This is a genomic window from Exiguobacterium sp. 8H, from assembly GCF_902506255.1.
GTDB lineage: Bacteria > Bacillota > Bacilli > Exiguobacteriales > Exiguobacteriaceae > Exiguobacterium > Exiguobacterium profundum.
The window spans coordinates 1,957,723-1,980,808 of record NZ_LR733429.1; the positions used below are offsets into that span (position 1 = coordinate 1,957,723).

28 protein-coding genes are annotated in these 23,086 nt (G+C 47.7%); 18 read left to right on the forward strand and 10 right to left on the reverse strand.

Annotated features, from left to right (window positions below; genetic code table 11):
• Nucleotides 1-60 precede the first annotated feature (60 nt).
• The 4 genes from GVY43_RS09955 to GVY43_RS09970 all read left to right on the forward strand — a co-directional run bounded on the left by GVY43_RS09955 (nt 61) and on the right by GVY43_RS09970 (nt 2,474).
• Nucleotides 61-1,077: a serine hydrolase gene (locus GVY43_RS09955; protein ID WP_159563070.1), complete on the forward strand. Its 1,017-nt coding sequence runs from the start codon at nt 61-63 to the stop codon at nt 1,075-1,077.
• On the forward strand, nt 1,074-1,463 hold the full coding sequence (locus tag GVY43_RS09960) for a GNAT family N-acetyltransferase (RefSeq protein ID WP_159563071.1): 390 nt from the start codon (nt 1,074-1,076) through the stop codon (nt 1,461-1,463). Before GVY43_RS09955 ends, GVY43_RS09960 begins: the two co-directional genes overlap by 4 nt.
• Before the next feature lie 11 nt (nt 1,464-1,474).
• Entirely contained in the window at nt 1,475-2,182 is a 708-nt protein-coding gene (locus GVY43_RS09965) for an SDR family NAD(P)-dependent oxidoreductase (RefSeq protein WP_159563072.1), read from the forward strand.
• 82 nt (nt 2,183-2,264) lie between these two features.
• A complete protein-coding gene (locus GVY43_RS09970; RefSeq protein ID WP_012727529.1) occupies nt 2,265-2,474 on the forward strand; it encodes a hypothetical protein in 210 nt (69 codons plus the stop codon).
• Nucleotides 2,475-2,492: 18 nt separating this feature from the next.
• On the opposite strand, the gene GVY43_RS09975 is transcribed toward GVY43_RS09970, so the two are convergent.
• Complete coding sequence (locus GVY43_RS09975) at nt 2,493-2,915, reverse strand: hypothetical protein (RefSeq protein WP_012727530.1); 423 nt, start codon at nt 2,913-2,915, stop codon at nt 2,493-2,495.
• Between the two features lie 143 nt (nt 2,916-3,058).
• Between GVY43_RS09975 and GVY43_RS09980 the strand changes: the two genes are divergently transcribed.
• A complete protein-coding gene (locus GVY43_RS09980) occupies nt 3,059-4,051 on the forward strand; it encodes an MDR family oxidoreductase (protein WP_159563073.1) in 993 nt (330 codons plus the stop codon).
• 67 nt (nt 4,052-4,118) lie between these two features.
• Here the strand turns inward: GVY43_RS09980 and GVY43_RS09985 are convergent, their stop codons facing one another.
• From GVY43_RS09985 to GVY43_RS10000, 4 genes are all read right to left on the reverse strand, one after another.
• Nucleotides 4,119-4,463, reverse strand: coding sequence for a general stress protein (locus GVY43_RS09985; RefSeq protein WP_012727532.1), 345 nt, complete (start codon nt 4,461-4,463; stop codon nt 4,119-4,121).
• 96 nt (nt 4,464-4,559) lie between these two features.
• A complete protein-coding gene (locus GVY43_RS09990; protein WP_159563074.1) occupies nt 4,560-6,017 on the reverse strand; it encodes a UDP-N-acetylmuramoyl-L-alanyl-D-glutamate--2,6-diaminopimelate ligase in 1,458 nt (485 codons plus the stop codon).
• Between the two features lie 151 nt (nt 6,018-6,168).
• Nucleotides 6,169-6,369: a DNA-binding protein gene (locus GVY43_RS09995; protein ID WP_159563075.1), complete on the reverse strand. Its 201-nt coding sequence runs from the start codon at nt 6,367-6,369 to the stop codon at nt 6,169-6,171.
• A complete protein-coding gene (locus tag GVY43_RS10000; RefSeq protein ID WP_012727535.1) occupies nt 6,366-6,599 on the reverse strand; it encodes a WYL domain-containing protein in 234 nt (77 codons plus the stop codon). The genes GVY43_RS09995 and GVY43_RS10000 overlap by 4 nt, the downstream gene beginning before the upstream one ends.
• Before the next feature lie 121 nt (nt 6,600-6,720).
• Between GVY43_RS10000 and GVY43_RS10005 the strand changes: the two genes are divergently transcribed.
• Nucleotides 6,721-6,936: a hypothetical protein gene (locus tag GVY43_RS10005; RefSeq protein ID WP_012727536.1), complete on the forward strand. Its 216-nt coding sequence runs from the start codon at nt 6,721-6,723 to the stop codon at nt 6,934-6,936.
• A 155-nt stretch (nt 6,937-7,091) separates the two neighbouring features.
• Nucleotides 7,092-7,397 carry an RNA polymerase sigma factor gene (locus GVY43_RS10010; RefSeq protein ID WP_074035485.1) on the forward strand — a complete coding sequence of 102 codons (306 nt, stop codon included), beginning with the start codon at nt 7,092-7,094 and terminating at the stop codon, nt 7,395-7,397.
• Here the strand turns inward: GVY43_RS10010 and GVY43_RS10015 are convergent.
• Both GVY43_RS10015 and GVY43_RS10020 read right to left on the reverse strand, forming a co-directional pair.
• On the reverse strand, nt 7,343-8,143 hold the full coding sequence (locus tag GVY43_RS10015; protein ID WP_074035484.1) for an HAD family hydrolase: 801 nt from the start codon (nt 8,141-8,143) through the stop codon (nt 7,343-7,345). The two genes, GVY43_RS10010 and GVY43_RS10015, sit on opposite strands and share 55 nt — an antisense overlap.
• Before the next feature lie 85 nt (nt 8,144-8,228).
• Nucleotides 8,229-8,414, reverse strand: coding sequence for a hypothetical protein (locus GVY43_RS10020; protein WP_148209475.1), 186 nt, complete (start codon nt 8,412-8,414; stop codon nt 8,229-8,231).
• Between the two features lie 127 nt (nt 8,415-8,541).
• Between GVY43_RS10020 and GVY43_RS10025 the strand changes: the two genes are divergently transcribed.
• From GVY43_RS10025 to GVY43_RS10040, 4 genes are all read left to right on the forward strand, one after another.
• Nucleotides 8,542-9,102 (forward strand): RNA polymerase sigma factor, encoded by a 561-nt coding sequence (locus tag GVY43_RS10025; protein ID WP_012727540.1) that lies wholly within the window; start codon nt 8,542-8,544, stop codon nt 9,100-9,102.
• Complete coding sequence (locus tag GVY43_RS10030) at nt 9,099-9,821, forward strand: anti-sigma factor (protein WP_031422001.1); 723 nt, start codon at nt 9,099-9,101, stop codon at nt 9,819-9,821. The genes GVY43_RS10025 and GVY43_RS10030 overlap by 4 nt, the downstream gene beginning before the upstream one ends.
• Nucleotides 9,822-9,884: 63 nt before the next feature.
• Complete coding sequence (locus tag GVY43_RS10035) at nt 9,885-10,790, forward strand: Gfo/Idh/MocA family protein (protein ID WP_159563076.1); 906 nt, start codon at nt 9,885-9,887, stop codon at nt 10,788-10,790.
• A gap of 13 nt (nt 10,791-10,803) precedes the next feature.
• Nucleotides 10,804-10,995: a hypothetical protein gene (locus GVY43_RS10040; protein ID WP_074035480.1), complete on the forward strand. Its 192-nt coding sequence runs from the start codon at nt 10,804-10,806 to the stop codon at nt 10,993-10,995.
• A gap of 43 nt (nt 10,996-11,038) precedes the next feature.
• On the opposite strand, the gene GVY43_RS10045 is transcribed toward GVY43_RS10040, so the two are convergent.
• The gene (locus GVY43_RS10045) at nt 11,039-11,938 is read right to left on the reverse strand and encodes a DMT family transporter (RefSeq protein ID WP_074035478.1); all 900 of its coding nucleotides are present in this window, start codon (nt 11,936-11,938) and stop codon (nt 11,039-11,041) included.
• A 328-nt stretch (nt 11,939-12,266) separates the two neighbouring features.
• On the opposite strand from GVY43_RS10045, the gene abc-f reads away from it, so the two are divergent.
• Nucleotides 12,267-14,111: a ribosomal protection-like ABC-F family protein gene (gene abc-f / locus GVY43_RS10050; RefSeq protein ID WP_159563077.1), complete on the forward strand. Its 1,845-nt coding sequence runs from the start codon at nt 12,267-12,269 to the stop codon at nt 14,109-14,111.
• A gap of 25 nt (nt 14,112-14,136) precedes the next feature.
• Here abc-f and GVY43_RS15985 read toward each other — a convergent pair whose 3' ends face one another.
• Entirely contained in the window at nt 14,137-14,301 is a 165-nt protein-coding gene (locus GVY43_RS15985) for a hypothetical protein (protein WP_167365511.1), read from the reverse strand.
• 569 nt (nt 14,302-14,870) lie between these two features.
• Nucleotides 14,871-15,719: a Cof-type HAD-IIB family hydrolase gene (locus GVY43_RS10055; RefSeq protein WP_159563078.1), complete on the reverse strand. Its 849-nt coding sequence runs from the start codon at nt 15,717-15,719 to the stop codon at nt 14,871-14,873.
• Nucleotides 15,720-15,933: 214 nt separating this feature from the next.
• On the opposite strand from GVY43_RS10055, the gene tnpB reads away from it, so the two are divergent.
• The 6 genes from tnpB (at nt 15,934) to GVY43_RS10085 (ending at nt 23,064) form a co-directional block, all read left to right on the forward strand.
• Nucleotides 15,934-17,106: an IS200/IS605 family element RNA-guided endonuclease TnpB gene (gene tnpB / locus GVY43_RS10060; protein WP_159563079.1), complete on the forward strand. Its 1,173-nt coding sequence runs from the start codon at nt 15,934-15,936 to the stop codon at nt 17,104-17,106.
• Nucleotides 17,107-17,216: 110 nt separating this feature from the next.
• Nucleotides 17,217-18,731 carry a BCCT family transporter gene (locus GVY43_RS10065; protein ID WP_159563080.1) on the forward strand — a complete coding sequence of 505 codons (1,515 nt, stop codon included), beginning with the start codon at nt 17,217-17,219 and terminating at the stop codon, nt 18,729-18,731.
• A gap of 139 nt (nt 18,732-18,870) precedes the next feature.
• Nucleotides 18,871-20,145 carry a kynureninase gene (gene kynU / locus GVY43_RS10070; RefSeq protein ID WP_159563081.1) on the forward strand — a complete coding sequence of 425 codons (1,275 nt, stop codon included), beginning with the start codon at nt 18,871-18,873 and terminating at the stop codon, nt 20,143-20,145.
• A 12-nt stretch (nt 20,146-20,157) separates the two neighbouring features.
• Complete coding sequence (kynA, locus tag GVY43_RS10075) at nt 20,158-20,997, forward strand: tryptophan 2,3-dioxygenase (protein WP_159563082.1); 840 nt, start codon at nt 20,158-20,160, stop codon at nt 20,995-20,997.
• A 15-nt stretch (nt 20,998-21,012) separates the two neighbouring features.
• Nucleotides 21,013-21,636: an arylformamidase gene (gene kynB, locus GVY43_RS10080; protein WP_159563083.1), complete on the forward strand. Its 624-nt coding sequence runs from the start codon at nt 21,013-21,015 to the stop codon at nt 21,634-21,636.
• Between the two features lie 99 nt (nt 21,637-21,735).
• Nucleotides 21,736-23,064, forward strand: a complete 1,329-nt coding sequence (locus GVY43_RS10085) for a sugar phosphate nucleotidyltransferase (RefSeq protein WP_159563084.1) — start codon at nt 21,736-21,738, stop codon at nt 23,062-23,064.
• Nucleotides 23,065-23,086: the final 22 nt, after the last annotated feature.

A 23,086-nucleotide genomic window follows, 5' to 3' on the forward strand; every position in this document is an offset into this window, starting at 1 on the left:
AGATTGTGATGGACATGATATAGTCGAATTATTGAATCACTCAATACATGGAGGTTTCTCATGCCACATTTCACACATCCATCGATTGACGAGACATTTTCGGGTGTCTATTTGCTCACCAATCGAAACGGATCAATCCACCAGTCTTACGGCTATGCGAATCGCTCAGAACAGATTCAACATGACGTGATGACACGGTTCGGAATTGCGTCCGGTTGCAAGCTGTTTACAGCAATCGCGATTTGCCAGTTAGTCGAGCAAGGGAAACTATCCTTTTCCACCTCGCTTGACTCATTTCAAACATTTGCCTTGCCTCATCTGTCACCAAACGTCACCGTACATCAGTTGTTGACGCACACATCAGGAATCCCTGACTATTTTGATGAATCCGTCTCTGATGACTTTGAAGCGCTATGGCGTGATATCCCGATGTATCGGCTTCAACAGTTACGTGATTTTTTACCGTTGTTTCAACAAAAATCTATGAAAGACGAACCGGGTTCTCGATTCTCCTACAATAATGCAGGATATATTCTGTTAGGGTTGATTGTAGAAGATGTGACCGGGCAATCTTTCACCGACTATGTCGAACAATCGATTTTTCATCCTGCTGGTATGATTGATTCTGGATACTTTTCACTCGATGCCTTGCCTTCTAGAACAGCACTCGGTTATATTGACCACTCGGACGGCACATGGCGTACAAACCAATATGCGATTCCAATCAAAGGAGGAGCAGATGGTGGTGCGTATGTGACAGTTCAAGACATGACTCAATTTTGGAAAGCGCTGTTTTCACATCAGCTTCTTGATACCGCTTCTACGTCGCTTCTTTTGACACCACACGTGACGGTTAATGACCGCGGCGGGAGTTATGGATACGGACTTTGGATTCAACATCACGCATCGGGAGATGTCTATAAATATCACGTGATGGGCTATGACCCTGGTGTCAGTTTCCATTCTAGTTATTATCCAGAAATCGATACCATCTCGGTCATTTGTTCAAATCAATCAGATGGGGCGTTCGACGTCATGAAACAGATTGAAATGCAGATTGGAGAACGGATTGAATGAACATTCGTACTTATATGGAATCAGACTTTGACTCGATTCAACAACTTAATCGTGATGAAGATTGGAGCCAATTGGTAGAACGTGACGCGTTGACCCGTGAGGCATGGCGTCAATCAAACGTCACCTATGTGATGGAGTCTGAAAATGGAAAGATTGTCGCTTATTTGCGCGGATTGACTGATACGACAGTCAGTTTGTATGTTTGTGAACTGTTGGTCGCTTCTACATATCGTAGACGTGGTCTTGGCGAACAGTTACTCCAACACGTCCATACACTTTATCCAGACACACGGCTTGAGATGCTCGCAAGTCAAAATTCCCACACATATTACGAGAAATTACGGTTTCGTCCGTTCTATGGTTTTCGGAAAACGATTCACGAATAGGAGGAATGTATATGAAACTTGCTCTCATCACAGGCGCATCGCGTGGTCTCGGCCGTTCCATCGCTCAGGAACTACAAGCTAGAGATTACGAGGTGGTCGGGCTCTCTCGCTCACAGGCGGAAGACGTTACGTATCAGCAACGATCAGTCGACCTATCAAACGTCTCGGGGATTGATGCAGTCATTCGGGAGATCACACCATTTCTAGAGCGGGCTGATTCGGTTTTGCTCGTTCAAAATGCAGCATGGATTGAACCGATTCATCGTGTCGGACAATTAGATGGTGAGAAAGTGACCGCTCATGTCCATGCTAACTTGCTTGCGCCGATGCTATTGGCGAATGCGGTCCTCGCTTTCGGTAAGCCGACCGAGTTGATTCATGTGACCTCTGGCGCGGCCAAACGTCCGATCTCAGGTTGGAGCGCATATTGTGGCACGAAAGCAGGACTCGATCATTTCACGGAGACGCTTGCACTAGAGCTAGAAGGAACCTCACATCGTGCAGCTCTATTCAATCCAGGTGTGATGGATACGTCGATGCAGGCGGAGATTCGTTCTTCCTCGAAAGAGGCGTTCGCTGACCTTGAACAATTCCGTGCATACGAAACAGAAGGACGACTCCGTTCTCCTGAAACGGTCGCTCGTATATTTGCTGAACAGTTGATTGACCGTCCTCTAGAAAATGGCAAGACCTATTCGATTTACGACTTGATTAAATAATTTACCGGGTCAAAAAAAGAAACACCCTTCTCTCGTCAAACCGTCTACACTACATGCATAGATACGTGAAAGGGTGAATTTTATGAAAACCATTGCTGGAGGATTACTGCTATTTGGACTGTTTAGCCTCACAATGTCGTTCACAATGATTGGTGATACCGCTGTCGTCGGGGCGATGGTGAGTGGTGTTTCAATTTTATGTAGTGTCGGATTATTATTTGGGGCGACTGAACTCAGTCGAATCCGTCACGACCTGCTCCACGACAAAAAAACGTCTTTCCCATCTGAATGAGGGAAAGACGTTTTTGATTCAATCTTCTTCGTATTCCTCTAATAAATCATCAACATCATATTCTTCGAAGTCGTCTTCATCGATAAAGATATCGCGATCGTTCACGACGTGAATCGGACCATTGGCCACATCGATTCGAATCGTCCACGCCCAAGGAATGCGTAATCGGTTATAAACACCTGTCCAGAACTCCATTGACTCTTGCTCATACTGTTCAAATTCTGTCAGAAGTTCTTTGAACGACACGCCTGTTAACTGGAAGTTTGAATCTTGGAGCCGTTGGAGCGCATGATGCTTCGCTTCTAATTCGGCCGCTCGAACCATTTCCTCAGCTGTCGCCATCTCCAGGATCGTCCCGTCTGGTGGGAGAATATCGTATACGTTGAACAATTCGCCTTCTTCTACTTCTACATCGTCAAACTCATAGTCATCGTGCCGCATACTACATTCCTCCTTACGCAATTTGAATCCCCTTTATTGTACCACTCTCTACCCGTTTCCCCCTAAAGATTCGTGCATATATTTCATTTTGCCAGGGAAAGACTGTTAGAGTGAGGACATCTATAGGAAAAGAGGTTAAGCAGATGAATGAATCATTCCAAGCACTCGTGCTAGACCAACACGAGGAACGCCTTCATGCCGAAGTAAAAGAAGTGAACGCCGACGTCCTTCCGAAAGAAGAGGATGGAAACGTCTTAGTCGAAGTCCACTATTCCGCATTGAATTATAAAGACGCGCTCGGATTGACGACTTCAGGAAAAATCGTCAATCGCTATCCGTTCATTCCGGGATGCGAATTCGTTGGAACTGTCGTCGAATCAGACCACCTCGACATCAAAGTTGGCGATGAGGTGATTGCCACTGGTTTCGGGATTGGGGAACGGCATTTCGGTGGATTTAGCCAGTATGCGCAAGTACCGGGGAAATGGCTCGTGAAGTTACCTAAAGGAATGAGCATGCGAGATGCAATCGCCATCGGAACACCAGGACTCACCGCCATGCTTTCCATTGATGCACTCGAACACGCTGGTGTGCGTCCAGGCGAAGAAGTGCTCGTCACAGGAGCGACAGGTGGTGTCGGAAGCTTCGCGATTACGTTGCTTCGTCGCCTCGGCTACCATGTCGTCGCCTCCACTGGTAAAACAGATTCACCATACTTACGCTCACTCGGTGTCGAGACGATCATCGATCGAAGCGAATTAGAAGGACCTGCCCGTCCCCTTGCCAAGCAACGCTTCGATGCCGCTATCGATTCGGTCGGTGGAAATACACTCGCCAACATCTTGAGCCAGATACGATATGAAGGTGCTGTCGCCGCATGCGGTCTCGTCGGAGGCGCCGAGTTGCCGACGAGCGTTTATCCGTTTATTTTACGCGGCGTGAAGCTCATCGGCATCGATTCGGTCATGCAACCCATGGTTCGTCGTACGAACGCATGGGAACGCCTCGAAGAACTCATCGATCCGAAAGTTCTCAACGAGATGATCCATGAGATTCCGTTACACGACGTCCCTCGTCACGCCGAGGCGATGATGCGTGGCGAATTGAGCGGTCGTACCGTCGTCCGCCTTCGCTAAGCACATGAAAAGAGGCTGAATCACTCACGATTCAGCCTTTTTCCTCTCTGTTCTCCATGGTGTGAAATCAGATGGTGAATCCGGCAGGTGCGTCTTTCACGACGACGAGCACTTTCCCTTGATCTAACTTTTCTTCGAGACGCTCTGATTCTTCTTTTGTGAAGCCGAGCTCCTGAAAATCGGCTCGCAGTTCATCTCCTTTTTTGCGGAACACGTTTTTGGCAGCTGTCCCCAAACCGACGTCACTTGCTGAGACGGTGTTCGCATCGGCATTGTCCGCGACACGCTTACTTCGATCATCGTCATGTGTGATGACGTAGATGTTAGATTCATCAATCCCATTTGTTTTCATCGATTGAACGGCGGTAACGACTTCTTCATCATTTGTAAATTCTTTGTACAAAACTGACATGTCTATTCTCCTCCTTCAATTCTACTACATTATTAGTTATTACCTTCCTTCCTGTTCTTCACACATTAAAAAACGATGACAAACGTCATCGTTTTGTTAAACGGCAGGTTCCTGCCCTTTTCGCTTTTTCAATTCTTCTAATAAAATGTTCGATTCATTGAATGGAATCGACTGGCGACCAATCCGTTCGATGTGGTCATGTCCTTTCCCGACGACCACGACACGCTTTCCTTCTAACGCTTGCGTGGCCGCATGGCGCAGGGCTTCTTCCCTTGCTTCAAACGTCACATACTTCACATCCGGTTGGATTCCTTTTACTAAGTCACGAATGATTTGTTTCGGGTCTTCCATGCGGATATCATGTACGGTGACAATCACCTCGTTTGAATAGCGGCTTGCGATTCGTCCCATATCTTGACGTTTCGTGGGATCTCGGTCTCCTGCCGCACTTAACACGACGACAAGTGCACGGTCGTCTTGTTGCAATGTAGACAAACATTTCTCTAGCCCGTCTGGTGTATGAGCATAGTCGATATATATCTCGGCATCCTCTGTAGCTAAACGTTCTAACCGCCCTTTTGGCAAGGTGAGTCCTGGAACATTTGAAACGATGGTCCGTAGCGCCATATCCGAAGTCGACACAAGTCCAATGGCCGCCGCTAAGTTCGCTGCGTTGAACGCCCCCATGAATCGGACGGGCACTTCGAGCTTGAACTCCTTCATACTGACGAGTACCGTTTCTTCACGCCAAATCACTTGGATGTCCGCCTCGATGTCCTCTTTTGTACTATACATAATGGCTTGACATGTCGGCGCAAACTCAGCCATGACATGACTAGCCGGATCTTCCGCATTTAACACAATCGCCTCACCATTCGTCACTTCCACCTGTTCAAACAATCGCGCTTTGGCCCGGGCATACTCATCCATCGAACGATGATAGTCTAAATGATCATGCGTCAAATTCGTAAACGCAGCAGCATGAAAGTGTATTCCCGCTACGCGACCTTCCATTAAGGCATGCGATGATACCTCGAGTACGCAATCCGTGACGCCTGCATCGACCATCTCTGCTAAGATGCGATGTAAGACGACGGCTTCTGGTGTCGTATTGGCTGTCTCAACCGTTTGATTATGAAAACGCGCGCCAATCGTACTAACGATTCCGGCACGACGTCCTGAAAGACGCAACAAATCATAAGTCAGTGTCGCCGTCGTAGTTTTTCCATTCGTTCCTGTCACACCGTATATACGCATCCGATGAGAGGGGTGGTCATAAAATACACTCGCAACCGCTCCTGCCGTCTGTTTCGTATCGGCAACAACCACATTCGGTACATCGAGATCGAGTGGATATTCTGAGATGACCGCACTCGCACCGTTGGCGACGGCGTCCTCCGCGAACTTATGACCGTCAACCGTATAGCCGCGAATGCAAATAAAGACATTCCCTGAACTGACCTTCCTGGAATCGGTTTCGACTCCGGTCACCCATGGATCAAAAATGTCATCCATCTCATTTTGTAAAATGGCGGATAAACGTTTCGTTCTCATGCTGTGTACGTCCTTTCTCATGGGTGTCGCTAGGTTCATAAAACCTTATCGTCATGTTACTAGATTTTAACGGCAATTGAGATGACAAATATATTACTTCCCGTTTTCAAAGAAAAGCAATCACTTCACAAAAAAAACCTAGACGTTTCACTCACGTACTAGGTTCCTCCATTTTGAATGCTAAATTGTGCTTTAGTAGCTCCGCCTCAAGGACAAAAAGGGCATTCGGTCCGATTCCGTGCCAACTCGCAACCTCACGGCGTGTATAGGGACACAATTCATGCAAAGACTCGATTCCTTTAGCGACTAGTGCCCTTTTAGCTGGCGCTGCTAACGTTGGTAAGGCAATCATCCAATCTCCGCCTTTCGCTTTCTAAATCGTTCGTTGATGGGAAGACAGGCAAGAACTTGCTCGATTCGAAACGTTCGTCTCGCTTGTTTATTCAAATCCCATGCCACAACGTACTCCCCTTGCACTTTAATCAGTTTGACCCGCCGCTCTGAAAATGTCCCATGTCGATCGACATACACCATTTCTGTGACTTGTCCCGAACGCATCCATCGTAACAATTCTTCTCTCATCCTGTTTTCCCTCCTTTATTTCCATTATACAGAACATTTGTTCCCATTTCTATTGATAAGCTGTTCGCTGATTCAAATTTCGATTATGATGAAGGAAATCAAATGAGAGAGGAAAAAACCGATGACTTATGTATTATTACTGATCTTGGCTGCCTTTTTATTCGGGGCAATGATTTTCGCTGCACTCGCGTTACCAAACCTTCGCAACATTTTATTCAATCGTGGCAGTTTGTTCAATCAACAGAGTGAAACCGTCACTTGTCCGAAGTGTAAAACATCATTCAAACGCGCGCCGGGAGACGCACAAACTTGTCCGAATTGTTATCACACGTTTTGAATCGTTGAGGGGCATGCATATTCGACCGCTATTCTTCATATTCCTTGGTTTAAATGGGAGCAAATGAGTGAAAGAACAGAGAGGATGCTTTATCTGAGTAAAGTTCCTGATTCTTTTATCGTTGAAACCTTCATTCCATACGAAAGGAGTTGCATATGCTTCCTACACTCGATGAACGCCTGGTCGATCAAATTCGTCTTAAAAATCGCCAAGCCTTAGAACATTTATACTCACGCTATGAAAAACTACTTTATCGATATGCGCTTCATCTGAATGACCATCCTGCAACTGCAGAGGCGGCCTTGACCGATTTATTTTGTCGGATTTGGCAACAACGTCTTCACTTCAACCCACATTCCGAAACGATTCGTGCGACCCTCATCCGTTCATTAGAGGAAATCATGCACTATATGAAAGAGGACAAATCAGATTCCAATACTTCTAAAATCCCTTCTGCATAAGGTTTTGTTGTCATCTCCGGATACATCTGTTTTGCCTGTTCGGTCGCATTGCTCACTAAATAGCCTTTTCCTACATGCGCTAACATCCCAAGGTCATTCCCACTGTCGCCGAACGCATATGTTTCTTTGCGTAAGAAGGAAACAGTGGTGCATACATATCGAACACTGGATTCTTTTCCGGCATGGATTGGATAAAAATCAATATCCCATGCATCCATCGGATCACCCGCTTGCGGATTGCATTGGCTGATGTTGACAGCAATACCTTCTTTATCAGCTAGCATGCGAAGCGTTTCGCTCCAAGACCCGATTTGGTCACGGATGTAATAGCTACGGATCCAAGGACTCGTCCCAAAACCCGGTTGCGCTTCTAGTTCAATCCGCATCTGTTCAAACTGTGACGCAACACGTTCCACACGAGATATAAAATCATTCGGGAATAGCGCTTGATAGGATTCTTCTAAAGAAAACGTTCCGTCTACGTCAATATGATACAATTCCGTACCTAAACTTGAAGCGATACGGTGAGGCCAAAAGCGAAGGTTTGCCTGTTCAACTTTTTCACGTAGCGATTTGAGTGAACTACCTGTCACCCACATCGTTGACAATCGATGGGAATATTGTTCCAAAAAATCTTCGAGCCGACGAACGGATGCCAATTGTTCCGGTGTACATGCATGAGGAAAGTAGGTCTCATCAAAATCAAAACATATGAGGATGTGTCCCTCATTCGTAAATCGCTTCATGATATCGTCTCCTTATCGTTTTCTCTTCCTCCTATAGTACAATGAAACAAAGGAGGCATCTTATGATTTCACGAATCTCTCGAGCTTATTGCCAAATGAGTAGCTTGATTACCGGATTTTTTATTGTATTTGCTTTTCTTTTTGGCATTCGCACATACTTCTTATGGACGACGATGAGCTCTCCCTTAACTGCGATTGGCTTGATGCTGATGACGGCGATTGGACTAAGCTTCATCACGTACCAGCTTTCAGAGAAATTAAGATTATTCATCTATTCGAAGCTTCCGGATCAAGCAGTGACATGTTCAATAAATAGTCACACAAAATAGGCATCCATTTTTCGATTTTATACGTTAGATCAATACAAGGGACATCCCTTCTGCGCAAAGGAGTATGTTATGACTGACTTAGAGTTATATGAGCGTGTCAGGCAAAAGGACAAAGAAGCGCTCGAAATATTGTATGATCGATACGAACGCATTTTATACGCATTTGTCCTACAACTGACAAAAGATCGTGATTTGGCCGAAGAAGCCATGCAAGAAGTATTCATCAAGCTTTGGCGTGGCGGAGGCGTTTACGATGAGTCAAAAGGAAAATTTCGTTCTTGGCTCTTCACAATGAGCCGTCATGTGGCCATTGATTTAATTCGGAAGCGTAAACCGGATTTACAATTAGATGAATCTTACGCTGAGGCCATCCCTTCCGACTCACCGTCCGTCGAGAAAGAAGTCGAGTGGCAAGAAGAGCGCGCCCAAATCGAGACAGCCATGGCCACATTACCAGCCGAACAACAGCAGGTCGTTCGACTCATGTATTTTCAAGGATTGAGCCAGCAAAAAATTGCTGATGCATGCGGCATCCCGCTCGGAACGGTAAAAGGAAGGATTCGACTGGCGCTAAGGCAACTGAGGAAACAGTTATCCCATGAATTCATCGGAAAGGAGGTAGAACAATGAACGCATGCGACCAATTGATTGACTACTTCAACCAACATTTAACGGAAGAAGAACGAATGAAATTTGAACAACATCTGGCAACGTGTAAAGACTGTCAAGAAGAGCTCGAACAACTTGAAGCTCTTGTCGGTGGCGTCGCGTTCTTGTCTACTCCGACTGAGCCACCCCGAGGCATGAAAGCGCGTGTCCTCGATCGTGTATTCGAAGAAGAAGACAATGAACCCGTCATAACAACCGACACTTCTGCATCAGTTCCACCGGTGACACCGTTCAAACAGAAGAAGAAACGGAACGTACCGGTCTGGGGAACGGTCGCTTTAGCAGCGGCACTCCTCCTCTCCTTGATCGGGAATGGATATTTGCTTACCAATCAGCCTGATGCCCCTGCCATCGCGTTAACCGAAACGATTCCACTCGACGGCGAATCGGAAGGGACCGCTTACCTTGCAGAGCAGGACGGTGCGACACAACTGATCGTCCAAACGAATGGTCTAGCCTCACTCGATGCCAATGAGGTATATCAAGTATGGCTATTAAAAGATGGTGCCCCGATTCCGACCGGCGCTTTTGTCACCGATGACAAAGGGAACGGGACGGTTATCTACACGCTCGACTCAGATGAAGTCGACGTCGACTGGGATACCGTCGCCGTCACAAAAGAACCGAATCGTGGCAATGAAACGCCACAAGGTGAAATCGTCTTAAGTGCTAGTCTTTAATTCCTGAACCGGACACATCCGCTGTCCGGTTTTTTGTTATGATGAACCAAAGGAGTGAATGGGATGCAAAAACCAAAAATCGGTATTGTCGGACTTGGAAATATCGCTCAAAAAGCGTATTTACCCATCCTTTCGATTCATCCCCGAATCGAGGTAGTCGGTGCCTTTTCCCCGAACACATCTAAGCGAGACATGATTTGCCAAACGTATCGAATGATCTCTTTCGACACGTTGAATGAACTCGCCTCATCCATCGATGCAGCGTTCGTACATAGTTCAACGGAAACTCATTATGACATCGTATCGTATTTATTAGAACACGGCGTCGATGTTTATGTTGATAAGCCCCTCGCCGCAACAATCGAGGAAGCGGAGCAGCTCGTCATTCAAGCCGAACGTCTTGGGCGTAAATTGATGGTCGGGTTCAATCGACGTTTCGCTCCGATGTATATGCGTCTACAAAACGAGTCCTCTGCTCACATGATTGATGTGGTAAAACATCGCGAGAATGACGTCGGCCCTAAGGATGCGACCTTCACCTTACTCGATGATTACTTACATGTCATTGATACGCTACGTTTCCTCGCTGGTAATAAGCTAACACTCGTCTCGGGTCACGTCGAAGTCAATGACAAGCATGAGCTTCGATTCGCCCGCCACGTGTGGCAAGATGAGCACGGAATGCACACGACATCGATGCACCGTTCAGCAGGAGTGAACCATGAGCACGTCTCGATCGTACGGGATGGCGAACGATTGTCTGTCGAAGAGATGGTCACGCTACATCGTTTCAAGCAAGGTCGGCATGAGGTCGAAACGTTCGGGTCGTGGGACACGACACTCACGCAACGTGGTTTCCAGGGCGTGATTGACCACTTCATTTCCGCACTCATCGATGATACAGCGATTTCAACAGACGGTCGTGTTGCCCTTGAGACACAACGACTTGTCACAAATCTAATCAAGTGAAGGAGGGCTATATATGGATTTCTTTTTCTACATCATGGTTATGGTGATTGTCGTCTCGTCAGTCGGTGCCAATACGATTATCAAAACGAGAGAAGCACGTGTCGAAGAACGACGATTGAAGATCGAAGAAGAGAAACTCGCGATCCAACGGCTTGAACTCGAGATGAAGCGCGAACAAGACAAACTCGACCATCATGGATTTTAATCAAAAGCGGTCACCCTCCAAAATGAGGGCGACCGCTTTGCCATTACAGATGACGATTTGAAATCGGCAGTTGTTCTCTTCGTTCCGCGAGCGTCGACCACGTCACAGCCGTCATGATACAACCGGCACCGATAAAGAAGTTAAGATGGAGCGTTTCGTTCAAAACGAGCCACCCGAGCGTCCCGCCAACCAAGGGTTGAAAGAAGAAAAAGAGTGACCCGACACTCGCATCCATTAACTCGAGTCCTTTGTTCCAGAAGAAAAACGCTCCTGCCGTCGATACGACACCGATATAGAGAACACTAAGCCAAAGGACGCCATTTAACTTTGGCCAACCTGCTTGCATGACCTCTATACTCATCAAAGGCGTCATCAATAACCAGGCGACTCCAATCGCAAATGTCGTGAGCGTCAAGGTCGACAACGTCTGTGTGCCGATTTTTACATAAATCGACATGAGCGCCCACGTCACGGCAGCTAGAACAAGTATGAAACTGCCTACTCGATACGTCCCTTCCCCTTCCCAACCAACCACGATGAGAACACCGACCGTTGCCAATCCAAGTGCTCCAATCTTGACAGGAGTCAGTCGTTCCTTCAATAGGATTCGGGCAAATAACACCATGAAAGCTGGCGTCGCTGCGGTCACAAGGGACCCGGTATGTGCATCCGATAGCTTCGTTCCGATAAATTGAAACGAAATCGAGGCAACGTATCCGATGACACCGACAAGTCCGATCCATTTCCAATCTGCCCTTCGAATCGATTCTCGTCCAAACCGAAACCAAACGACGAATAAGACCATAAATGCAACAGCGTATCGTAACCAGACGAACGTGAACGGTTCAATATATGCGAGTGCATATTTACTGACCACATACATTCCTCCCCATATACTCGCCGCAAGGGTCAAACTGAGTGCTCCTAGCCATTCTTTCCTCATTTTCTCGCCTCCTCAATGGCGACTATATACGACGCCTTCGCTTCGATTCCCTCTATTTTCATTGTCAGGTAGATGAAAAACGCTTACAATCAAGATATAGATTGAATGAAAGGAGGGAGAAAGGTGAAATTTGTCGGACGTACGCATTGGACAACTGAACATTTGTACATTTTGCGTGCGATTTTTCACGATGTCGCTTAATCAAGGGACCCGTCTGTCCTTTTTTAGACATTGCTGAATATACGACAAAGCGCCTCTCTCTTTCTAAACCGAGCGCTTCTTTGCGCTCGGTTTTTTTGATAGGCCCTAACCTTAGGAGGAACCTATTATGTTGATCGATCTTCAACACATTCAAAAACAATACGGTGGGCACGCTGTTCTCACAGATGCCAATTTATTCATGAACGAAAATGAACGAGTCGGGCTCGTTGGTCGAAACGGCAGTGGCAAAACGACGCTATTGCGCATCCTTGTCGGCTCTGAAGAGCATGACGCCGGTACAATTTACCGCCGGCAACGACTCTCTATCGGCTATTTGGTGCAGCTTCCTGACTACCCCGGACACAGTGGCCGCGACGTCCTCTACACTGCTTTTGAGGAAGTGATTCGTCTAAGCGAAAAGATGGCTCATCTCGAGCAAGAAATGGCGACGTCCAAACAACTAGAACGTCTTCTCGAATCATACGGTGCTATCCAAGAACAATTCGAACATGCGGGTGGATATGTCTACGAGTCAAAAATCAGCGCAATGATTGATGGACTCAAATTGACCTCATTCGTGGACCAACCGTTTGATACGCTAAGCGGTGGCGAGCGTACAAAAATCGGTCTCGCCTTGGCGCTTCTTCAGGAACCAGAGCTACTCATTTTAGATGAACCGACGAACCATCTAGATTTAGAAGCGATGACATGGCTCGAATCCTATTTACAGGATTATGCTTCAGCGCTCCTCATCGTCTCCCATGACCGGGTCTTTTTAGATGCGGTCGCCACGCGAATCGTCGAGTGTGAGGATGGAGAATTGACGAGTTATCCTGGGAATTATACGGACTTCGTTGCCCAAAAAGAAAAACAGTTGCTTGACCAGTTTCATGCTTACACGGAGCAACAGAAGAAAATCAAAAAAATGAAAGAAACGATTCGACAGTTGCGGCAATGGGCCAACGAGGGCAATCCACCGAATGAAAAGTTCTATCGTCGCGCCAAATCGATGGAAAAGGCTCTCGAACGAATTGAACGAATCAAACGACCACAACTCGAAGCCGAGCAACCGAATATCCAGTTCACGACGAACGGGCGAACCGGGCGTGACGTCTTCGAAGTGAGTGACGTGACACTCACGTATGATCGTCCTCTATTTGAAAACGTGCACTTCTATACAGGTCACGGGGAACGCGTCGCCATCGTCGGACCGAACGGGAGTGGAAAATCTTCGCTTTTGAAAATGTTACTCGGTGAAGTTATCCCTCAAGCTGGGACCGTCCGACGAGCCGATCAAGCCAGAATTGGATATCTGTCGCAACACATCACGTTCGATGAGTCACATCGCTTAATCGAGGCGTTTCGGGACCGGATCGCAGTCGATGAAGGCAAAGCGAGGCACCTTCTCGCTCAGTTTCTATTTTACGGCGCGAGTGTGTTTAAGCCTGTCTCAAATTTGAGCGGCGGGGAGAAGATGCGACTCATGCTTGCCATCCTCGTCCATGAAGAAATCAATGTCCTCGTTCTAGACGAGCCGACGAACCATTTGGATATCGAATCGAGAGAGGCACTTGAAGATGCGCTCGAACGTTTCCCTGGAACGGTCGTTACGGTTTCTCATGACCGCTACTTCTTAAATAAGCTGTTCCTCATCACGTATTGGCTCGACGGGACGATGACGCGTTTCGAAGGTAATGTCGCCTATGCTCTCGACAAGCGTGGACAGGCATCGAAAGATGAACCTGTAACGGAGCGCGTCAAACCATCAAAATCGCTGAAGCAGACGAAAGTCGCTCCATCTACGGTTGATGAGGAAGCTCACCTAACCCAATTAGAGACAGAATATCAGGCGCTGCTCCAACGGATGAATGAATTGGATGACCTTGATGAATTGATAGTGCTACAACGACAAGTTGATGCGTTGCAGGAAGAAATCGATGACGTGATGACACGTTTGCTCGAATCTTTATAACCTAATATAGAGAAGCGGCACCCAATCAAGGGCGCCGCTTCTTTTGCTCGAATCGAATCTGTATGAAATAGCCGATGACCGCGATAGCCATCAACCCAATTGGGAGTATGCGGTAAAGACCTTCCATCGTTCCCGTTGTCAAAAGAATCACTCCACTAAGGAACGTTCCGAACCAATATAGCTTTGGCATATGATCCCTCCATCGGTTGCATTCACTCAATAGGATACCACAAGAAAAGCGCCCTCACTCGGCGCTTTTCTTGATTCTCTAGTCCCCGGACTTTCATCCAACCAAGCCCTTGCTCGATTGACCGTCCCATCCATGATTTGGTTCGACTAGAGATGTCCAAGCCAACGTGACGCATCATTCCAATCCGTTCATCGTCCATTGGTTCACCAATTGTTTTTCATTCGAAAACATGAAATCGAATAGGTGACTCATAGACATTTTGATCGAATGGGCACGAGAGGACTTGGCACCTATGATGTCCACTTCTGACGCGGATCATGTGGAATTCCGTATACAAACAGTCTGTCTGGTATGCTTGCTCCGATGGCAAGCAGAGGCCGACGTATCATCGTTTGGAATACACGATTCACGTTCATATGGACTTTTCCCATCCCTTTCATCCATAAGCTACAGGTGACGAAAGTGCCTCCCCGTTCCCCGACTCATTTCAGAAAGTGAATGGTTACATGTATACAATATCCGTTTTAAGTGAGATTCAATCCTCGTTCACGATTTCTCCATAATCCAATTCATACATAATGCGTCAGCGCATAAGCGACCCCGTCCTCTTCTACATCCTTTGTAATGTGTGTACTCAAATCTTTTAACGGATCCACAGCATTCCCCATCGCAATCCTAGTTTCTGCCACTTCGAACATCGACACATCATTCAGATTATCTCCGATGGCGACGACGTCACGCATCGGAATCTGTTCATGCTCAGCTAGCTGTTTCAAGGCTGCGCCTTTACTTGCTTGAGGATGCCCAATCTCAATTTTCGTCCACCCTGCTGTCGTAATCAAAATATCGTTCCGCGGTTCATAGATTTTACGCAAGCGATGTAGCTTACGGCGATCGAACGAATAAACAAATACTTTGTACACTTCATCTCGTGCAAAGTTGATGTCTGCCATCGAATCCATATACGTCAGACCGAATTGCTCATTTTGAATTTCAATCTCACGTTCCGCCCACTCGCGAGTGAACGATTGATCGTGTGGTAACACCTCATCGAGTTCCCGCTTCAGTAAATCGCTTCCTGAACGGAGAACCTTCACTCCCGCATTCGTATAAAATTCAACGTACGCATCGTCCGCATCAGCGATTTCCCACAGTTCATTTACGATTGTCTGATCCATCGCATGATAGTAAATTCGCTCGTTCTCATAGAACCCGATTGCTCCGTTACCTGACAAAATCGGACAGATGAGGTCACTTCGCTTCAACAGCTCCTCGATATCATGAATCGAACGTCCTGAACAAATCGCAACGATATCACCATTATCTTGCCGACGACGAATCGCCTCCTGGTTTGCCTCTGTTATCACGCCTGTGCGCGATAACAGCGTCCCGTCTAAATCAATCGCAATCAATTTCATATCGTTCCCTCCTCTTTGGTTCTTTTCCCGATTCAATTATACAAAACACGATAAAACGCGCCTCCTGTTTGCAACGTAAAGATTAGGGAATCGTTTATTAAAATTAGGCGAGAATACGCCCACTTCTATACGTCAAGGACAGGGCTTGCGTGAAAGTGGGAGATGAATCGCCAGCCTGTCTTTCGGGTATGATTCCTTCAAGGGGGTGAACATCATGGTGAAGCACAAGGCTTACAAGTTCCGGATCTATCCGACGAAGGAACAGGAGGTCCTAATCGCCAAGACGATCGGCTGTTCGCGTTTCGTCTTCAACCATTTCCTGTCGAAATGGGACGCGGCCTATGAAACGACCGGCAAGGGATTGTCGTATGATGCCTGCTCGAAAGAACTTCCCATACTCAAGCAAGAGTTCGAGTGGCTGAAGGAGGTCGATAGCACGTCGGTCCAAGCGAGCGTCCGACACCTGGCCGATGCGTTTGATCGTTTTTTCAAGAAGCAGAACGAGCGACCCCGATTCAAGTCGAAGCGAAACCCTGTGCAATCCTATAAGACAAACATCCAAGGCAGGTCCCAGCTTCCCGAGGTCTCGATCGTCGGGAACACACTCAAACTCCCCAAGCTGAAATGGGTGCGGTTCGCCAACTCGAGACAGGTCGAGGGTCGCATCCTGAGCGCCACGATCCGACGCACTGCTTCGGGCAAATATTTCGTCTTCCTGCTTGCAGAACAGGAGATCGGTGAGCTACCGAAGACCGGTTCATCGGTCGGCGTCGACGTCGGGCTGAAGAACTTCGCCATCCTATCAAACGAAACCGTATACCAAAACGACCGTTATTTCCGTACACTCGAGAAAAAGCTGGCGCGGGAGCAACGCAAGTTGTCCCGTCGTAAGCGAATCGCCCTGAACAAGAGGGTAAGACTTTCCGAGGCGAAGAACTATCAGAAGCAGAAGCGGAAGGTCGCCCGCATCCATGAGAGGATCGCCAACAAGCGCACCGACTTCCTGCACAAGGTGTCGACCGAGATCGTCAAAAAACACGACGTCATCGGCATCGAGACCCTGCAGGTGAAGGACATGCAGAAGAACCGCAAGTTGAGCAAGTCGATCTCCGAGGTCAGCTGGTCGGCGTTCCATCGGATGCTCGAGTATAAGGCCGACTGGTACGGGAAGACCGTCGTGAAGGTCGGGAAGACCTTCGCCTCGAGCCAATTGTGTTCGAGTTGCGGCCATCAACACAAAGACGTGAAGCATCTCGGCTTACGTGAATGGACATGCCCGAACTGCGGGGTCCACCACGACCGTGATGTGAACGCAGGACTGAACCTCAGACAAGAAGCCGAGCGCCTGTTGGCTTCTTCAACCGTCGGGACGACGGGGCTAGCCTGATCACGTTTCTCTCGTTAGAGAGGATAACTCAGGAATCCTCCACTTCTAAGCGAAGCGTAGGTGGGGGTAGTTCAATAGTGCTGCATAATATTTTTTGAAAGGAGACATCTATGAAAGATTCTACACAAAAGCCACGTTTGAATCGCGTCTTTTACATCTCAGCAAGTTTGATTGCCTTACTCGTTCTATTTGGAGCGATTGCACCAACGACATTCGCTTCAATCGCAGGATCTATTTTTAACTTTACGACTCGCTCGTTCGGTTGGTTCTATTTACTTTCCGTATTCTTGTTTGTGCTCTTTTTAGTCTTTTTAGCGTTCAGTAAATACGGAAAAATCCGTCTCGGGAAGGATGACGATCGCCCTCAATATCCGTTCTTTACTTGGATCGGCATGTTATTTTCCGCCGGATTCGGTGTCGGACTCGTCTTTTGGGGTGTTGCCGAGCCGATGAGCCATTTCTTTACGCCACCTTATGCGGATACGGAGGCATTGACAGTCGAAGGGGCACGCCTCGCGATGGCCTATTCGTTCTTCCATTGGGGTGTCAGTCAATGGTCTGTCTTTGCGATTGTCGGACTGATCATCGCCTACTTCCAGTTCCGTCGTAATGCGGATGGACTCATCTCGACTAGCCTCTCACCACTTATAAAAGAACGACCGTACAAACAACCGTTGAACCAGACGATTGATATTTTAGCGGTCATTGCCACCGTCATGGGTGTCGCGACGTCGCTTGGTTTAGGTGTTCTTCAAATCAATGGCGGACTGAACAGTGTGTTCGGGCTCCCGAACACCGCTTGGATGCAAGTCGCCATCATCGTCGTCTTGACCGCTCTCTTTTTAACATCGACGACGACAGGGCTCGATCGTGGCATCAAGTGGTTGAGTAACATCAACTTAGGTACCGCACTCGTGTTGATGGTCTTCGTCTTCTTTGCCGGTCCTACCATTTTCATTTTAGAAACCTTGACGCTCGGTCTAGGTGACTACTTACAAAATTTCATTCGCTATAGTCTTCGTCTACAACCGTATCAACAGGGGACGTGGGTCCGGGATTGGACAATCTTTTATTGGGCATGGGCCATCGCCTGGTCCCCATTTGTCGGAGCGTTCGTCGCACGTGTCTCACGAGGACGTACCATTCGTGAATTCATCGTCGGTGTCCTCATCGTTCCTCCGTTCATTGCGCTCCTTTGGATTGCCGTATTCGGGGGCACTGCCCTACATCTAGATTTATTCGAAGGGACTTCCATCGCTGAAGCCGTCAATGCGGACGTGACGAGCGCATTGTTCGTGACGTTTGCCGAGCTCCCGTTCAGTTTTCTCCTCTCCGTCTTGTCGATTCTCTTGATTTTGACGTTCTTGATCACGTCGGCCGATTCTGCCACCTACATCATCAGTAGTATGACGACGAACGGTAGCTTGAATCCGCCCCTCCCCGTTCGAATCGCTTGGGGAGTTCTGTTAGGAGGAATCGCTGCCGTCTTGTTGATTGCGAGTGGCTTAGAAGGACTTCAAACTGCGTCGTTGATTTCCGCCTTGCCCTTCACGATTATTCTTCTGCTGATGGTGTTCACATTATTTAAGTTACTCCGACAAGAGAACGTACGAAAAATAAAATAAGCTGTATTTTTAAACGCTCGGGAAGATCCTTGAGCGTTTTTTAGTTTGACTCGCCGACATCTCGTTGTTTGTTGACTTCCTTATGTCCGATTGCTACGATTTTGACAACGTATAAGCTTTAAAGGGGGAATATGGGGAGATGAACGATTTCACACGTGCTTACGCACAACAACTAGACAAACAAGACCCGCTCGCATCATATCGGGAAGAATTTTACTTACCGGAAGACGGAATTTATATGGATGGGAATTCACTCGGGCTCTTATCGAAACGAGCCGAGCGTACGCTCCTTGAATCGCTCGCGGACTGGAGAGAGCTCGGGATCGATGGTTGGATGTCCGGTCGCCATCCTTGGTTCAACTTGTCCGAAGAGCTGGCTGCATTGAACGCGCCGCTCATCGGTGGAAAGTCGGAAGAAGTGATGGTCACCGGTTCGACGACCGTGAACTTGCATCAACTTGTCGCTTCGTTTTTCAAACCAGAAGGCAAACGAACGAAGATTTTGGCAGACGCCCTCACGTTCCCGTCTGACATTTACGCCTTGAAGAGTCAGCTCGAACTTCGTGGACTCAACCCATCAGAGCACCTTGTCCAAGTCGACAGTCCAGATGGGCGCTTCTTAGTAGAAGACGACTTGATTGCCGCGATGACTGACGAAATCGCCCTCATCGTATTACCGACCGTCCTCTATCGGAGTGGTCAGATTTTAGATATGCCTCGTCTAACGAAAGCGGCACACGAGCGTGGAATTTTGATCGGCTTCGATGCCTGTCACTCCGTCGGCGCCATCCCTCATGACTTCCACGACTGGGGTGTCGACTTCGCATACTGGTGCAACTATAAACATTTGAACGGGGGTCCGGGAACGGTCGGGGGCTTATTCGTTCATGAACGTCACTTCGGCACGACACCTGGACTCGCCGGTTGGTTCGGTTCGCGCAAAGATAAACAGTTCGATATGGACCATACGATGACACCGGCCGAACATGCCGGTGCGTTCCAAATCGGAACACCACACGTTATGAGTCTTGCTCCTCAACTTGGCGCGCTTGAGATGTTCAACGAAGTCGGGATGGAAGCGATTCGTCAAAAATCACTCGCGCTCACGACGTATATGATGGATTTGATCGAAGAGATGCTCGCACCTCACGGATTCTTCATCGGTAGCCCGACGGACACACGACAGCGCGGCGCTCATTTGAGCCTCGAGCATCCCGAAGCGGCACGCATCTGTAAAGCGTTGAAGAAACATCACATCATCCCTGACTTCCGCGCACCGAATATCATCCGTCTCGCACCGGTCGCACTATATAATACGTTTACCGACGTATATGACGTGATCGTGGCGTTGAAGAAAATCATGGACGACAAAGAATATGAGGCGTTCGCGAACGTCCGCGAAGTGGTCGCATAAGGGGGAACTGTCATGAGTGAACGCACAGAACATAAAGTAGAAAAATCGATTCAAACGGATTTCTCAAAAGACATGTCGTACGGGGACTATCTCCAGCTCGACCCGATTTTATCAAGTCAACATCGCCTTTCTGACCATCATGATGAGATGCTGTTCATCATCATCCACCAGACGAGCGAGTTGTGGATGAAACTCATTTTGCATGAATTGACAGCAGCCACGACGGCCATCACGAACGGCGAACTCGAACGTTCGTTCAAGATGCTCGCCCGCGTCTCGAAGATTCAGCAACAACTCATCCAGTCATGGGGCGTTCTCGCGACGTTGACGCCGGCCGAGTATTTAGAGTTCCGAGATCAACTCGGCTCTTCATCTGGTTTTCAATCTTACCAGAACCGACAAATCGAATTCGCGCTCGGCTTCAAAAACGCACGGACGCTCAGTGTTTACGCGCACGATAAAAAACTGTATCCATTGCTCAAAGGCTCGCTACAAGCTCCTAGTATTTACGATGTGACCGTCCGCGAAATGCATCGCCGCGGTCTTCCGATTGATGCGAGTGTACTCGAACGTGATGTCACTCAGGACTGGGAATGGAACGAGAGTGTTGAAAAAGCGTGGGTCGAGGTCTATCGAGACGTCGACACGTATTGGGACTTATATGAGCTCGGTGAAAAGCTACTCGATATCGGTAGCCAGCAACAGATGTGGCGCTTTAACCATATGAGCACCGTGGAACGCATTATCGGACAGAAGATGGGGACAGGTGGTTCGTCTGGCGTGAACTATTTACGTCGCGTGCTCGACCATCGCTTCTTCCCAGAACTGTGGACGGTCCGGACATCACTATAAGAGGAGCTGAATGCAATGACTTGGATTGATGTATCACAGCCACTTCATGCCGATGTTGCGACATGGCCGGGAGATACAAAATTTTCGTATGAAATCGCGTGGCCGATGGCAGAGAGTGGTTCGGTCAATGTCGGGAAGATGACATTGAGTTTACATCTCGGGACCCACATCGATGCACCGTTTCATTTTGACGACCATGGGAAGCGCGTGATCGACCTCGATCCGTCCGTATATATCGGACCAGCCCGTGTGATTCATCTACCGCATAAGGCAAAGATTGAAGCATCTGATTTGGATGGTCACGATTTGACTGGGGTGGAACGCCTCATCTTAAAAACGGATGGTTGGCCCGATAAGAGCGTCTTCCCAGAGACGATTCCTGAACTGACACCCGCTCTTGCCGATCGTCTCGGAGAACTCGGAATCTTCTTGATCGGACTCGACTTACCGTCCGTTGATGCGATTGACAGTAAAGAGATGAGCGGCCATCACGCGTTAGCACGAAATGGTGTGCATATCCTAGAAGGACTCGTTTTAGACAATATCTTACCGGGAGATTACGATTTGAATGCCGTCCCTCTCCCAATCGTCGAAGGGGATGGAAGTCCCGTTCGCGCATTGCTTCGCCCTATATTGTAAAGAGATAGCCGGAATCGGCTGTCTCTTTTTTGATTAGACAGGGATAGTCCGACGTTTGGCGAAATAGATGAGAAACTCTATTTGAAGAGAGGACATTCGATGAAGATTCTATTATTATCTGGCGGTGATGGAAAAAGACTATGGCCACTTTCGAACAATTCGAATGCCAAACAATTCATTCGTTTATTGCCTAGCAGAGGTGGAACGAAACAATCAATGCTTGAAAGAGTTTATAATCAACTAAAAACACAAGATTTAGACACTAACGCTTTCATTATCACAAATGTTCAGCAAAAAGATTGTGTCATTCATCAAGTTGGTACAGATACTAATATCATTTCCGAACCAACTCGTCGTGATACATTTCCCGCTATCGTTCTCGGGGCAAGCTATTTAAACGAGCAACATGTGCCTCTGGATGAAACGGTACTTGTGATGCCGGTCGATGCTTACGTCGACCTCCGCTTCTTTGAATATTTCCCTCAAGTCGATGAAGCAGTCCAAGCGAGCGATGATGCTTTGCATCTAATTGGGGTCACACCCCTTCATCCGACATCAAAATACGGATATATCGTTCCAGACGAGACGGCCCAAATGTCCTCGGTTCGCCTATTCCAGGAAAAACCGACCGTCGATGTAGCAGAACAGTTGATTGGACAAGGTGCGCTTTGGAACTGTGGAATCTTTGCTTGCAAGTTACATCTGTTACTTGATGAACTAGCAGAACGAAACTTACCGACAACTTATTCAGACCTCACTTCACGCTATGACGAATTAGAAAAGACTTCGTTTGACTATGCCGTTGTCGAACATGCAGAGTCGGTATTCGTTCACCGCTACGATGGCGATTGGAAAGACTTAGGAACATGGAACACATTGACTGAAGAAATGACGTCCACAACTCACGGTCAAGTCGAACTGTTCGAATCGATGAACACGCATGTGATCAATGAATTGAACCTTCCTTTGATTGGGATTGGGCTAGAAGACCTTGTCGTCGCCGTTAACGCGGATGGAATTCTCGTCTCGAAGAAAGAGGCGACCCCGCAGCTGAAAGATTATCTCGCCTCATCCGATGACTATCCAAAATTCAAATGGAAGCGATGGGGACAGTCGGAAGTCATCCATCATGAGACACTCGCCGATGGGCATCACAGTGTGACACGACGTATGCTCGTTCAAGCAGGGAAAGAACTCAGTTACCATTATCATGAAGAGACCGATACAATTTGGACGATTCTCCAAGGCACAGCAATCGTGACGATTGATGGAGAATCATTTGAGGTAAGACCGACCAATGCCATCTCAATTCAACGCGGAAAAGCACATATGTTAAAAGCAAGCGAAACCGTCATTTTAATAGAAGTGCAGTACTCTTTAAAATATATGAACAACGATACACAATTTCTCATTTCCCCATATAAATAAAAATGACCTCACGAGCTCTACC